Source organism: Rhizobium sp. NFR12 (genome assembly GCF_900108545.1).
Taxonomy (GTDB): Bacteria; Pseudomonadota; Alphaproteobacteria; order Rhizobiales; family Rhizobiaceae; genus Neorhizobium; species Neorhizobium soli.
This window is the reverse complement of record NZ_FNWM01000003.1, coordinates 352,216-365,512: the sequence shown is the minus strand read 5'-3', so window position 1 is coordinate 365,512 and position 13,297 is coordinate 352,216. Positions and strand designations below refer to the sequence as shown.

The window sequence follows — 13,297 nt, the reverse complement described above, 5'->3', positions numbered from 1 at the left end:
GCTCTAAGCATGATCAAGAAAATCCTGATCGCCAATCGCGGCGAAATTGCCTGCCGGGTCATCCGGACCGCCAAGCGGATGGGTATCGCAACCGTCGCCGTCTACTCCGACGCCGATCGTGATGCGCTGCATGTGAGGATGGCGGATGAGGCGGTTCATATCGGTCCAGCACCTTCCGACCAGTCCTATATCGTCATCGACCGTATTCTCGATGCCGTCGCGAAAACAGGCGCAGATGCCGTCCACCCTGGATACGGGTTTCTGTCGGAAAACGCCCTGTTCGCAGCAGCGCTCGAGAAAGCCGGCATCATCTTCATCGGTCCGCCGGTCAGGGCGATCGAAGCGATGGGCGACAAGATCACGTCCAAGAAGATCGCCGCCGAAGCGGGCGTTTCGACCGTGCCGGGTCACATGGATCTCATTGCGGATGCCGATGAGGCCGTAAAGATTTCCTCCTCGATCGGCTATCCGGTTATGATCAAGGCGTCTGCCGGCGGTGGCGGCAAGGGCATGCGGATCGCCTGGAACGATGCCGAAGCCCGGGAAGGTTTCCAGTCATCCAAAAACGAGGCGAAGTCTTCCTTTGGCGACGATCGCATCTTCATCGAAAAATTTGTGACGCAACCGCGTCACATCGAGATCCAGGTACTCGGCGACCAGCACGGGACCACGCTCTATCTCGGGGAGCGCGAATGCTCGATCCAGAGGCGAAACCAGAAGGTTATCGAGGAAGCGCCGTCTCCCTTCCTCGATGAGCAGACCCGGAAAGCGATGGGCGAGCAGGCCGTCTTGCTCGCAAAGGCCGTTGGTTATTTCTCCGCAGGAACAGTCGAATTCATCGTCGACGGCAACAGGAATTTCTACGTCCTCGAAATGAACACCCGGCTGCAGGTCGAGCATCCCGTGACGGAGCTAATTACCGGCGTCGATCTCGTCGAACAGATGATCCGGATCGCGGCTGGCGAAAAGCTGGCTTTCAGACAGGATGACGTGAAGCTCGAGGGCTGGGCGATCGAAAGCCGGCTCTATGCCGAAGATCCCTATCGCAATTTCCTGCCGTCGATCGGCAGGCTCAGCCGCTATCGTCCGCCAGTCGAGGGCGTGAAGCAAGATGGCACGATCGTGCGCAACGATACCGGCGTCTTCGAGGGTGGCGAGATCTCGATGTACTACGACCCGATGGTCGCCAAGCTCTGCACCTGGGCGAAAGACAGGACGGCTGCGATCGATGCGATGGCGACAGCGCTCGACGGTTTTGAGGTCGAGGGCATCGGCCACAACCTACCCTTCCTCTCGGCGGTCATGAGCCAGGAGCGTTTCCGCTCCGGCAACTTGACGACGGCCTATATCGCCGAGGAGTTTCCCGATGGCTTTTCCGGTGTGCATCCCGATGCGGATGCGTTGCGGACGCTGGCAGTGATTGCGGCGTTTGCGCATCAGATGATCAGGCAGCGGGCGCTGCAGATCTCAGGAACGCTTGCGACCGCTCGCCGCGTGGCGGCAAAGGACTGGATCGTGGCACTGGCAGACGCTGAGGAAACGGTCACGATCGAGACCGGATCGGCAGAAAGCGCCGTCGTATTTGCAGATGGCAGTCGCTTCGCGATCTCTTCGGACTGGCTGCCCGGCAAGCGACTTGCCAGTTTTACCATCGGTGACAGAGTTGCCGAAGTGAAAATCGATCTGATCGGATCGGCCATCCGGCTACGTTGGCGCGGTATGGATGTCAGGGCGCGGGTGCGTTCACCGCGTATTGCGCAGCTTGCACGCCTGATGCCGGTCAAGGTCCCGCCGGATATGTCGCGAATGCTGCTCTGCCCGATGCCCGGTGTCATCACCTCGGTCACGGTCGGCGTGGGCGATCAGGTCGAACCAGGTCAGACGCTGGCGACTGTCGAGGCGATGAAGATGGAAAATGTCCTGAAGGCGGAACGTCGTGGCGTGGTAAAGCGGGTGACAGCCGTACCCGGCCAGAGCCTCGCGGTCGATGAACTGATCATGGAGTTCGAGTAAGGTTCGCCGACGATCTCTCATAATCGGTGCCGACGCCGCACTCGGGACACAGAGTTTCAGCGGTTCTTGAGAACCGTGCAGGAAACGCCGTGGGCTTTGATTTCATTGCAAAGCTTGACTGCAGCGGCCCGGCTTTCCTCACCGATGCGGGCTGCGTATCGCGGACGACGACCGAAATTTCCGCCGCGCTGGCGCACGATAAGTGCGCGTTCGGCATTAAGCGGCGAGGGCAGTTTCGCAGCCGAGGCGGCAAATAGCCGGCCGGCAACGCCAGGGTTATAATGCGCGGCGAGCTGGACACCCCAGGGCGCCCAGTCGGCTGACGCACCGAGAACCGGATCGTTGATGCGACGAGTGTCCGCCAGCGCGACGCAGGCGTCCTTGAACGGTTTTTGAGGGTCCAGATCGGGTGCGGCAACCGCCGGAGCATTGTCTCTCCAGACTTCCGCGGGATAGCCTGTAATCGCGAAGACGTAGTCCCGCGTCTCCATCGGCAGGCTTCCTGAACCGAGAAACCGCTGAAGCCTTGCCTCTCCGGCATTGTAGGCGGCTGCCGAGAGACCAAAATTGCCGAACTTGTCTTTCATTTCAGCGAGATATTTGGCCGAAGCATCGAGCGCATCGATGACGTTGAAGCTGTTGTTCAAGCCGCGCAAACGGGCGGTATCGGGCATGAATTGCGCGATACCCTGCGCGCCCTTCGGGCTGACTGCTTCAGGCCGAAACAGGCTTTCACGCCATATCAGGCGGGCGAAAAAGGCGGGCGGGATCTTCTGTTCTGTCGCGAAATGTTCGATTGCGTGACAGAGATCGACGTTGAACGTCTCCTTGGCGATGCAGAGCGCTTCGTCGCCGTCGCGCCGCTCGTAGAGGCACTCCGTCTCTTTGGTTGGTTCCGGAAGTGAGGTCTCGGCAGCGACAGGGTCGGCAAAGGCAGCCGCGACCATCAAAGCGCCAGCGCCCAGAAGTTGGAATTCCCTCTTCAACAAAAACCGCTCTCTTCTATCCGCTTGCATGTCCGCCGCCCAGTGTCACGACAGAGGCGATCTTTGGCGCAGCCTTCTTCTTGACGACATCCTCCAGCGTTACCGGCCGAAGCCCCTGCGCATCGACGCCAACATCAAACTGCCGTGGCAGCGGTTTGAGCCGGCCATGCGAGTGGCCGTGGAGGTTGATCGATTTCTTGCCCATCTTGTTCCAGGTGCGAAACGCGTAGTGGCAGAGGATCAGATGGACATCGTCGATATGAAGCTCATGATAGTGCTGCACGGACGTCCAGCCACTGGCCGACGTCGTGGTCTCCGGGTCGTTATTGCCGATGATCAGGTGTTTGCGGCCGTTGAGCTTCGCCAGTAGCCCATCGCAATCGCCACCGCGTACCGACTTGAAATCGCCGAGATGCCAGACATCGTCGTCAGCGCCGACTATATCATTCCAGTATTGAATGAGTGCCTCGTCGTGCGCGACCATGTCCGGGAACGGTCGCCGGTCAATGCGCAACACGCGGGGATCGCCAAAATGAGTGTCGCTGGTGAAGTAGATCATGAGGTTTTAACCGGACCGCGCGAAAAAAACAGCAACATCTATAACGGACATGCTGGTGCTATGCGGTCTCTGTCTTGGCCTCCAGATTTTCTGCCTTAGCTTTGCGACCGCTGAAGATGCGCCGTACGAGCACGAAAAACAGCGGGACGTAAAGCGTTGCAAGGATCGTCGCCGTGATCATGCCGCCGATGACCGCCGTACCGATGGCGATGCGGCTCTGTGCACCCGCGCCGGACGAAATTGCAAGCGGCAAAACGCCGAAGATGAAGGCAAGACTGGTCATCAGGATCGGTCTTAGCCGCAGGCGGGCGGCTTCCATGGCCGAATCGTAAGCGCTCTTGCCGGCCCGTTCCGCCTGTTCCGCGAACTCGACGATCAGGATCGCATTCTTTGCGGAAAGGCCCATCGTGGTCAGAAGGCCGATCTGGAAGTAAACGTCGTTCTCCAGTCCGCGCAACGTGACAGCACAGACCGCTCCGATGATGCCAAGCGGGATGATGAGCATGACCGAGAACGGGATCGACCAGCTTTCGTAAAGTGCTGCAAGACATAAGAAGATGACGAGAAGCGACAGCCCGTAGAGGATGGGCGCTTGTCCGGCGGACAGTCTTTCCTGGTACGAGAGACTGCTCCAGGCCACCGACGTCCCCGGCAGGTCCGCGGCCAGTTCCGTCATACGGTCCATTGCCTGACCGGAGCTTAGGCCCGGTCCCGCTTGTCCCTGGATTTCGTAGGACTGCAACCCGTTGAACCGCGTCAGCGTTGTCGGCGCCTGGGACCAGCTCGTCTTGGCAAACGAAGAGAAAGGTGCCATTTCGCCGCTTGCCGTGCGCACATACCAGCCGTCGAGATCCTCGACAGCGCCGCGGTGGGCGGCATCACCCTGGACGTAGACCCGCTTCACGCGCCCACGGTCCACGAAATCGTTGACATAGACGCCACCCCAGGCTGCGCTCAGGGTTGCATCGACATCGGACTGCTGGATCCCGAGTGCGCCGACCTTTTCGTCGTCTATGTCGATCTGTAACGTCGGGACGTCTTCAAGTCCGCTCGGACGTACGCGCGCAAGTGTCGGATCCGCCGTCGCCGCAGCGAGAAGCTGGTCGCGCCGCTGCTTGAATTCCGTCAGGCTGAGATCGCCATTGTTCAAAAGTTGCATGGTGAAGCCGTTGGACTGACCCAGTCCCTGCACCGATGGCGGTGTCAGCGCGAAGAACTGGGCGTCGCGCAAGGAGCGCCCGAGCGCGGCTGTGGCACGCGCCACAATCGAGGCGGCCGCGTTCTCTTCGCCCACTCGTTCGTCCCATGGCTTGAACTGCACAAAACCCTGACCGACGTTCTGGCCGGAACCGCTGAAACGGAAACCCGAAATCGTAAACAGGCCAGCAATATTCGCCTGCTCCGGTCCGAGGAAGTGGTCTTCGATCGCGGCTGCCGTCTCGACCGTGCGAACGCGTGTTGCGCCGGGCGGAAGCGTGTACTGAACCACGCCGTAACCTTGATCCTCAACCGGAAGAAAGCCGCCGGGAAGTTGGAGGAAGAGAAACACGACGGCGCCGACCAGCGCACAAAAGGCGATGATCGAAAGCCAGATCCTGCGGATGGCGATATTGACGGCCGCGAGATATGTCTTTTGAACCCAGCCGTAACCGCGGTCGAACATCGTCCCAAATCGCCGGATCAGACCACCAGTGCGCTTCGGCGCATTCTCTTTGACGCGTGGTTTCATGAGGGTTGCGGTCAGGGCCGGCGTCAGCACCAGCGCCACCACGACCGACAGAACCATTGCGGAGATAACAGTGACCGAGAACTGCCGGTAAATGACACCGGTTGAGCCGCCGAAGAATGCCATCGGAACAAACACCGCCGACAGGACCAGCGCGATCGCAATCAACGCCGTCTGGATTTCACCCATCGAGCGAAGCGTCGCGTCTCGGGGGCTTAAGTCCGGCTCCTCCTCCATGACACGTTCGACATTCTCGACGACGACGATCGCGTCATCGACCAGAAGACCGATCGAAAGGACCAGTCCGAATAGGGTGAGCGTGTTGATCGAATATCCGAACAGTGCGAGCACGCCGAAGGTGCCGAGCACGACGACCGGGACGGCAAGTGCTGGAATAAGCGTCGCGCGCCAGCTGCGCAGGAAGACGAACATGACGATGACGACAAGAACGATCGCCTCGATCAGCGTTTTCACCACTTCCTCGATCGAAAGCCGGATGAACTCGGTGGAGTCACGAGGGTAGGTGACGCGGTAGCCATCCGGCATGTTTGCCGCTTCGCCATCGATAGCCGCTTTCACCAGCTCGGCCGTTTCAAGCGCGTCCGCGCCGGGGGCAAGCTGAACGGCAATGCCGGATGCCGGATGACGGTTGAAACGGGTGAAGCGCGTATAGCTTTCCTGTCCGAGTTCGACGCGGGCGACATCCGCCAAGGTGACACGTGCGCCGCTTTCGTCTGTGCGGATGACGATCCGCTGGAACTCCTCCGGTGTCGTCAGGCGCGAACGGGCGGTCACGATCGCATTCAGCATCTGCGTGTCGGGGGAGGGTTGGGCGCCGATCTGGCCGGCCGCAACCTGCGTATTCTGCGCCTCGATCGCGGTGATGACGTCCGACGGCATCATCCCGTATGAAAACAAACGACCCGGGTCGAGCCAGATGCGCATCGCGTATTGCGAGCCGAAAAGGTTGGTATCGCCGACGCCGGGAAGGCGACCGATCCGCTCCTGGAGATTGGCGGCAATGTAGTCCGAAATGTCGGAATCCTTCGCCTTATCGGTTTCATCGTAAACTGCGGCGACAAGCAAAAAGTCACTGTTGGACTTTGTAACGGTGAGACCTTGCTGCTGCACCTGCTGGGGCAGACGAGAGAGAGCCTGCTGCACTCTGTTTTGAACCTGAACCTGTGCGATATCGGGATCGGTGCCCTTGTCGAATGTTACCGCGATCGTGACCTGGCCTTCGGCGCTGGAGGTCGACGTGAAGTAGATGAGGCCGTCGATGCCGGTAAGCTGCTGCTCGATCACCTGTGTCACGCTGGTTTCAAGCGTTGCAGCAGAAGCCCCAGTGTAATTGGCGCGGATGTTCACCTGCGGCGGCGCGATATCCGGATACTGCTCGACCGGAAGCGTCAGGATGGAGCCGATACCACCCAACATGATCACGATCGCGATCACCCAGGCAAAGATTGGACGATCGACAAAGATACGGCTGATCATAGCGCGGGGACCGCCTTGTTCTCTGTTGCTTCTGCGGTCTGCTTCTTACCCACGTCGACAGTCTTGACCTTGTCGTCGGGTTTGACCTTGGAGACGCCTTCAACGATGACCCGGTCTCCGGGAGCAAGGCCTTCCGTCACAAGCCAGCGATTGCCGACAGCCTGAGCGACCTGTAGCGCACGCCGCTGGACGGTATCTCCCTCGCCGACCACGAGCGCGCTTGCCTCTCCCGTCGGGCTCCTCGTCACGCTCTGCTGCGGCACGAGGATCGCGTCCTTCGCTTGAGTCTGTGAGAGAACTGCGCGGACATACATGCCTGGCAGCAGGATGGCGTCGGGGTTCGGAAACTCGGCGCGAAGTGTGACAGATCCGGTCGAAGGATTGACGGTGACATCGGTAAACTGGAGTTTGCCCGGAAGCGGATATTCCTGACCGTCTTCCAGTTTCAAACGCACCTCGGCCGTGTCCTTGGACAATTCGCTCGAGGCCATCGCATCTCGCAGCTTCAGAAGCGCGGTCGAGGATTGCTGAATATCGACGAAGATCGGGTCGAGGCGCTGGATGGTCGCCAAGGCCTGCGTCTGCTGAGCCGACACGAGCGCACCTGTCGTCACCAGCGAACGGCCGATCCTGCCGCTGATCGGCGCGGTCACCTTGCTGTAGCGCAGGTTGATCTCCGCGGTCTGGAGCTTCGCATTGTTCTGTGCGACGGCCGCAGTGGCAGACCGGAGCGCTGCAGTGGCATCCGTAAACGCCTGCTCGCTAACCGCTCCCTTTTGCGCCAGGGGCTTTAAACGTTCGAATTCGATCCGCGCGTTGTCTTCGCCGGCCTTGGCACTTTCGAGATTGGCACGTGCCTCCGCAACCGAGGCTTCGAACAGGCTTGCATCGATCTGGTAGAGCGTGTCTCCCTTCTTGACGAAAGCACCTTCGGTAAACGAGCGAGCCTCGATGATCCCTGACACCTGGGGCCTGACCTCAGAAGTCTCGAACGGGGATGTGCGACCTGCAAGCTCGTTCACGAGCGGCACGTCTTCTGTCATCGCCGTCACAATCCCGACTTCCGTTGGCTGGCGCGGTGGCTTTGCTTCCTCCTCTGCCTGCAGATTGCAGCCGGCAAGTGCAACGGCACAGCCGATGGCTGCAAGCCGCGGCAGCAACCCCTTCTTCGGGTAGGAGAACTGTGTGGGGATCATCGTAATTTGGCCTGTTCCGTCGCTGCCGAGATGAGTTGCTCGGCAGGTAACGCGGAAGGTGGCAAATCGTACGGTGCTGTTTCATCACGATGTTGCGATGCAATCGCGAGCCGGACATTTTGCGTCCGAGAGGCCTGAGAAAGCTGGCCTGTCCGCAGTTTCTGCAAACAGTTTCAGAGTAGCTGTATGGTGACTGCTTCGACCAGAATATGATAGATATTCTCTATGACCGTCTGGGAATCCGTTTTGAACGGTGCCGACAGGTTTTTAGAATGTTCCTAAAGTGTTCATATTATCGGTATCTAATATTATCGTTTGCTAATTTTGCAACGCGGTCGCGATCCCGCTGCCCCCTTAAATCTAGGGGTGTGTCGATTGATATTTTCTATCAGGTCATTTGTTTCGTGCCTCAATGTCATTCGGGCACGAACCGCTTGATGGATAGTGGCGATATCTGCGGCGGCGGGCTTTGCAAAGGTCGTGCCGTGTGAGATGGCTCGCGAGCAAGGATGGAGGCGGAACGAGCTCATGCAAGCGAAATCAACCAGCCAAGATGGTGAACGCAAAAGCGGTATGCAGGCGGATCCGGTCGGGGTTTTGCAGAAGGTTTACGGCTACCCTTCCTTTCGCGGCGACCAGGAGGCTGTCGTTCGCCATGTTGTTTCGGGCGGAGACGCGGTCGTGCTGTTTCCGACGGGCGCAGGAAAATCCCTTTGCTTTCAGATCCCGGCTCTCTGCCGCGACGGCGTCGGCATCGTTGTTTCGCCGCTGATTGCGCTGATGCGCGATCAGGTCGAGGCGTTGAAGCAGATCGGAGTCCGTGCCGCCTCGATCAACTCCTCCATGCCGCGGGAAACGTTCGGTGAGGTCAAACGCGCGCTCGCGGCCGGCACGCTCGACATGCTGTACGTGACCCCCGAGAGGATCGTGACATCAGGGTTTCGCGAGTTGATCGGAGACGCCAAGGTCGCGCTGTTTGCAATCGATGAAGCGCATTGCGTCTCGCAATGGGGGCATGATTTTCGCCCGGAGTATCGGCAGCTCGGTGAACTCGCCGACCTTTACCCGGGCGTGCCGCGTATGGCGCTGACCGCGACCGCCGACCCGCATACGCGGGAAGATCTCATCGACAGGCTCACCCTGCGCGATGCCCGGGTCTTCACCGCGTCGTTCGATCGCCCCAATATTGCCTACGAGATCGTTGAACGGGATCAGCCGCGCCAGCAGTTGCTGCGCTTCCTGGAGAATCACAAGGGATCGAGCGGTATCGTCTACTGCCTGTCGCGCGCGAAGGTCGAGGAAACCGCGGAGTGGTTGAGTGCGCAAGGCATCCGCGCGTTGCCCTACCATGCCGGTATGGACCGGGAGGTTCGCGATGCCAATCAGGACGCCTTCCTGAAAGAGGAAGACCTCTGCCTCGTCGCAACCGTCGCGTTCGGGATGGGCATCGACAAACCCGATGTACGCTACGTCGCGCACCTGGATTTGCCGAGCTCAGTCGAAGCCTATTATCAGGAGACGGGCCGTGCCGGTCGTGACGGTCTGCCGTCCGAAGTTTGGATGGCCTACGGGATGGCCGACGTCATTCAGCGCGGCAGGATGATCGACAACGGCACGTCCGGCGACGACGTCAAGCGGGTCGAGCGCGCCAAGCTCAATGCGTTGCTTGCGATCTGCGAAACAGCCGGCTGCCGACGACAGGCGATCCTCGCACATTTTGGAGAAGAGCATGCGGGGCATTGCGGAAACTGCGATACCTGCATCAAGCCCGTGGACACCTGGGACGGAACCGAGGCCGCCATCAAGGCGCTCGCTGCCGTGTATCGAACAGAGGAACGGTTCGGTACCGGCCATTTGATCGATGTCCTGCTCGGCAATGACAACGAAAAGACACGTCGCTTTGGCCATGTGGACATGCCGGTCTTCGGTGCGGGAAAGGATCTGGCGCAAAAGACGTGGCAGTCCGTCTATCGCCAGCTTCTGGCCGCAGGCCTGGTGCGCGTCGATCACCAGGCTTTCGGGGCTTTGAAACTGGAGCCTTCGGCACGCGATGTCTTCCGCCACGAGCGGACCGTCCGTTTCCGCAAGGACCCGGTGACCGGCCGCAAGACGGCACGAGGGCAAACGGCAGGCTCGAAAAACCCAAGGTCGCAGTTGGGAGAGACCGATGCGGTCTTGTTTGAGGCATTGCGCAAAATGAGAATGACGATTGCGAAGGATCTGGCGATCCCTCCCTACGTCGTATTCGCCGATGCGACGCTGATCGCGTTTGCAACGCAGAGGCCGACAACCCACGATGCGCTCCTCGGTGTATCCGGCGTCGGGCAAGCGAAACTTGAGCGTTATGGCGACGCGTTCCTCGATATTATTCGGGCACACGACGGATAATCGATAGACGACTGTTCGATTGAAAGGTGGAAGGGCGCTGCGAGCGGCTAATGGTCGTCCCGACACTATATCGGGACGACGCCAGTCTTACTGCTTTGTGACGGGAAACGTTCTGAGGCGGTCCGGCGGGCACGTGCCCTCGATCCCGGCGCGTCTGTCCGCTACGTACTGGATTGCTTTCACGACCTCGAGATCGAGGATCGGCTTCTCCATGACGCCAAGCGTTCCCTTCACGCCCGCCCCCAACGCGCCCGGATCGCTCGTCATGAACAAGACGGTGATGTCGGCGATTGCGAGGTCGCGCCCGATGCCCGGACCGGTTGGACCGTCATCGAGGTTAACATCGACCAAAGCCATATCCGCTGTGGCCGCAAGCAACGTGGCTTCCGCTCTGTTTCTCGCCACACCGATTGAATGGTGCCCCAACGCTTCGACAGCGTCCTCCAGACCCATTGCAATAATCGGCTGATCTTCGACAATCAGAACATTGAAAGCCATTTCCATTCTCCGTTCATGAAGACTTTTGCGTAATCTCTTAGTGAGCGAACGGGCGGAAATGCAGGGTGTTCCAGTCTTCGTCACAAATACTTATGGTTGAGCGTGGTTATCGCGTGATGCCCCACAGAAATCCGATAGCCGCCGCAAGCCCAACGGCTCCGATTGGCGATCTTTGGATACCGCGCTTGATGTCGTCCACAATAAGGCGGGGTTCGTTCGCGTACTCGCGGTATGTTGCCGGCTCTACGGCTCTGTCCTTCAAACTTTCGAGCTCGGCACGCAGGGCTGTCAGCGTATCTCGTGCTTTGGCAGTTGCCGAGTTGTCGCGGTCGTGGACCGATGCCAGAGCTTCATCGACAAGCGGTTCGTCTGAACTCGTGCTCGGGCCGCCAAAGCCTGTGGCAGTGGACGACGATGAAACAGGATCGGAACCCGGGAAGGTCTCCTCGAGGCCCTGTTGCAGGACTTCGTCTGGAGTGCGGGCGCGTTGTGCTGCCTGTTCGCGGAGAAGAGACGCGGCAGCAGGCGACTGGGAATGATCGGCCATTGGGTTTTCCTTGCTTGTTTGTTTGGGGATCGAGACATCCTCTGATCCGGCTCGTGTTTCTTTGGGTACCGAACTCGCTCTTCGAGAGCGGTTTCGGGAGAGGAGCGAGCCTTCCCGAAACCGAACGACAATGAACGGATCAGATCATGATCTCGCCGCCGGTCACCGGAATGACGGCGCCAGTCATGTAGCTGCCAAGGTCGGACGCCAAGAGAACATAGGCACCTGCCAATTCGGCTGGCTGGCCCGCACGACCGAGCAGGGTCTGCTCGCCGAACTTCGCCGCCTTTTCAGCCGGCATGGTCGAGGGAATGAGAGGCGTCCAGATCGGGCCCGGCGCGACGGCATTCACCCGGATCCCATGTTCTGCCAACATTTCGGCAAGACCAGCCGTAAAGTTGGAGATGGCACCCTTGGTCGAGGCGTAGGCGAGAAGCTGTGGCGAAGGTTGACGAGACTGGATCGACGTCGTGTTGATGATCGAGCTACCCGGCTTCATCAGAGGGACAGCCGCCTTCGATAGGAAGAATGGTGCGTAGATGTTGGTCCGGAACGTCTCGTCCCACTCTTCCGCAGTGATATCGGTAATGGTGGCATAGGTGCGCTGGAAGGCGGCATTGTTGACGAGGATGTCAATTTTTCCGAGCTCATCGGCCGTGCGCTTCACGAGCGCGTTGCAATGCTCTTCCGACTTGATGTCGCCGGGAACGACCACTGCCTTGCGGCCTGCTTCGCGCACCCACTTCGCCGTGTCTTCAGCGTCTTCGTGTTCGCTGAGGTACGAAATCAGGATATCTGCGCCTTCGCGGGCGAATGCGATCGCCACAGCTTTGCCGATGCCTGAGTCAGCACCGGTGATCAGCGCGACCTTGCCCTCAAGACGACCATTGCCCTTGTAGGAGTGTTCGCCATGATCCGGCGCCGGATCCATCAATGCGGTCTGGCCTGGCGGATCCTGATGCTGGGCGGGGTGGGGAGGTGTCGGGCGACGTGTTTCTTGCATGGTTTGATCTCCAGTCTAGCGTTCTGAGCAGAAACAAGCTGATCCACAATCGGTTCCGTTGTCGCTCACGCAGCCTCTTCGAAAGCGCTCCAGTCGGGCCGGGGAAACTAAAAGTTGACTTTCGGGAGCGTAGCCGCTATTTGTGGTTTATCGATATTTTGCTTGCTGATCTTTGGTTATTGCGCTTCGAACGAAGCGCCTGAGCGAACTTCCTCTTCAAAACAAATCGCTATCACCTTCTGCAAGATCTCGTTTTGCAGATATCTTCTCTATGCTTTGAAAGGGTTCACTATGACCACCGGCACAGTAAAATGGTTTAATTCCACTAAGGGCTTCGGCTTCATTCAGCCTGACGATGGCGGCGCTGATGCGTTCGTTCACATCTCCGCAGTCGAGCGCGCCGGAATGCGCGAAATCGTTGAAGGCCAGAAGCTGGGCTACGAACTTGAGCGCGACGCAAAGTCGGGCAAGATGTCGGCCTGCAACCTTCAGGCTGCTTAATTCGATTTTTGCTTCGCTTTGACCACGGATGTACTGGCACTGTCGAAGTAGCAGTTGGTGAGGGCCGAGCATACGTGCTCGGCCTTCTTATTTGGCGTCTACCGCCAGGATTGGATAAGAAATGACGGAAACAATGTCGAAGTCGCGCGAGCGTGCGGAAGCCGCATTTGCTCAGACCCAGACCCAGTTTTTCTCCCGCGTCGAAGCGGTCGCAGAATTAAACGCACACGTCGCCGAACGTGACTCAAAGACGGCTCGGCTCAAGGCTGCGCGCCTTGCAAAAGAAATTGAAGACCGCGCCTCGGCGACTGCTGCCCTGATTGCCAAGCGCGCCAAGAAGGCCTGACACTAGCCCGACTTCGAATGAACTCGGCCCGCAGCCT

At 59.3% G+C, this 13,297-nt stretch carries 11 protein-coding genes; 4 read left to right on the top strand and 7 right to left on the bottom strand.

What is annotated here, in order from left to right; translation table 11 throughout:
- The first annotated feature begins 9 nt into the window (after nucleotides 1-9).
- Nucleotides 10-2,013 carry an acetyl-CoA carboxylase biotin carboxylase subunit gene (locus tag BLW69_RS15095; protein WP_092663069.1) on the top strand — a complete coding sequence of 668 codons (2,004 nt, stop codon included), beginning with the start codon at nucleotides 10-12 and terminating at the stop codon, nucleotides 2,011-2,013.
- A gap of 56 nt (nucleotides 2,014-2,069) precedes the next feature.
- Here the strand turns inward: BLW69_RS15095 and BLW69_RS15090 are convergent, their stop codons facing one another.
- Genes BLW69_RS15090 through BLW69_RS15075 form a run of 4 tightly spaced genes read right to left on the bottom strand, consistent with a single transcriptional unit; the run spans nucleotide 2,070 to nucleotide 7,977 of the window.
- On the bottom strand, nucleotides 2,070-2,999 hold the full coding sequence (locus BLW69_RS15090) for a lytic transglycosylase domain-containing protein (protein ID WP_244508842.1): 930 nt from the start codon (nucleotides 2,997-2,999) through the stop codon (nucleotides 2,070-2,072).
- Between the two features lie 16 nt (nucleotides 3,000-3,015).
- Nucleotides 3,016-3,558, bottom strand: coding sequence for a metallophosphoesterase family protein (locus BLW69_RS15085; protein WP_092663065.1), 543 nt, complete (start codon nucleotides 3,556-3,558; stop codon nucleotides 3,016-3,018).
- Between the two features lie 58 nt (nucleotides 3,559-3,616).
- On the bottom strand, nucleotides 3,617-6,781 hold the full coding sequence (locus tag BLW69_RS15080; protein WP_092663063.1) for an efflux RND transporter permease subunit: 3,165 nt from the start codon (nucleotides 6,779-6,781) through the stop codon (nucleotides 3,617-3,619).
- The gene (locus BLW69_RS15075; RefSeq protein ID WP_092663061.1) at nucleotides 6,778-7,977 is read right to left on the bottom strand and encodes an efflux RND transporter periplasmic adaptor subunit; all 1,200 of its coding nucleotides are present in this window, start codon (nucleotides 7,975-7,977) and stop codon (nucleotides 6,778-6,780) included. Before BLW69_RS15075 ends, BLW69_RS15080 begins: the two co-directional genes overlap by 4 nt.
- Before the next feature lie 528 nt (nucleotides 7,978-8,505).
- Between BLW69_RS15075 and recQ the strand changes: the two genes are divergently transcribed.
- Nucleotides 8,506-10,365: a DNA helicase RecQ gene (gene recQ, locus BLW69_RS15070; RefSeq protein ID WP_092663059.1), complete on the top strand. Its 1,860-nt coding sequence runs from the start codon at nucleotides 8,506-8,508 to the stop codon at nucleotides 10,363-10,365.
- A gap of 87 nt (nucleotides 10,366-10,452) precedes the next feature.
- Here recQ and BLW69_RS15065 read toward each other — a convergent pair whose 3' ends face one another.
- From BLW69_RS15065 to BLW69_RS15055, 3 genes are all read right to left on the bottom strand, one after another.
- Nucleotides 10,453-10,863 (bottom strand): response regulator, encoded by a 411-nt coding sequence (locus BLW69_RS15065; protein ID WP_082471777.1) that lies wholly within the window; start codon nucleotides 10,861-10,863, stop codon nucleotides 10,453-10,455.
- Between the two features lie 106 nt (nucleotides 10,864-10,969).
- On the bottom strand, nucleotides 10,970-11,410 hold the full coding sequence (locus BLW69_RS15060; protein ID WP_062459686.1) for a hypothetical protein: 441 nt from the start codon (nucleotides 11,408-11,410) through the stop codon (nucleotides 10,970-10,972).
- A gap of 139 nt (nucleotides 11,411-11,549) precedes the next feature.
- Nucleotides 11,550-12,413, bottom strand: coding sequence for an SDR family oxidoreductase (locus BLW69_RS15055; protein WP_162759507.1), 864 nt, complete (start codon nucleotides 12,411-12,413; stop codon nucleotides 11,550-11,552).
- Between the two features lie 291 nt (nucleotides 12,414-12,704).
- Here BLW69_RS15055 and BLW69_RS15045 point away from each other — a divergent pair, with 291 nt between their 5' ends.
- Both BLW69_RS15045 and BLW69_RS15040 read left to right on the top strand, forming a co-directional pair.
- Nucleotides 12,705-12,914, top strand: a complete 210-nt coding sequence (locus BLW69_RS15045) for a cold-shock protein (RefSeq protein WP_062459695.1) — start codon at nucleotides 12,705-12,707, stop codon at nucleotides 12,912-12,914.
- 121 nt (nucleotides 12,915-13,035) lie between these two features.
- Nucleotides 13,036-13,260: a hypothetical protein gene (locus BLW69_RS15040; protein ID WP_062459699.1), complete on the top strand. Its 225-nt coding sequence runs from the start codon at nucleotides 13,036-13,038 to the stop codon at nucleotides 13,258-13,260.
- Nucleotides 13,261-13,297 lie beyond the last annotated feature (37 nt).

Coding starts and splice junctions, on each gene's coding strand:
- BLW69_RS15095 (WP_092663069.1), top strand. CDS start 10: ATGATCAAGAAAATCCTGATCGCCAATCGCGGCGAAATTGCCTGCCGG.
- BLW69_RS15085 (WP_092663065.1), bottom strand. CDS start 3,558: ATGATCTACTTCACCAGCGACACTCATTTTGGCGATCCCCGCGTGTTG.
- BLW69_RS15080 (WP_092663063.1), bottom strand. CDS start 6,781: ATGATCAGCCGTATCTTTGTCGATCGTCCAATCTTTGCCTGGGTGATC.
- BLW69_RS15075 (WP_092663061.1), bottom strand. CDS start 7,977: ATGATCCCCACACAGTTCTCCTACCCGAAGAAGGGGTTGCTGCCGCGG.
- recQ (WP_092663059.1), top strand. CDS start 8,506: ATGCAAGCGAAATCAACCAGCCAAGATGGTGAACGCAAAAGCGGTATG.
- BLW69_RS15065 (WP_082471777.1), bottom strand. CDS start 10,863: ATGGCTTTCAATGTTCTGATTGTCGAAGATCAGCCGATTATTGCAATG.
- BLW69_RS15060 (WP_062459686.1), bottom strand. CDS start 11,410: ATGGCCGATCATTCCCAGTCGCCTGCTGCCGCGTCTCTTCTCCGCGAA.
- BLW69_RS15055 (WP_162759507.1), bottom strand. CDS start 12,413: ATGCAAGAAACACGTCGCCCGACACCTCCCCACCCCGCCCAGCATCAG.
- BLW69_RS15045 (WP_062459695.1), top strand. CDS start 12,705: ATGACCACCGGCACAGTAAAATGGTTTAATTCCACTAAGGGCTTCGGC.
- BLW69_RS15040 (WP_062459699.1), top strand. CDS start 13,036: ATGACGGAAACAATGTCGAAGTCGCGCGAGCGTGCGGAAGCCGCATTT.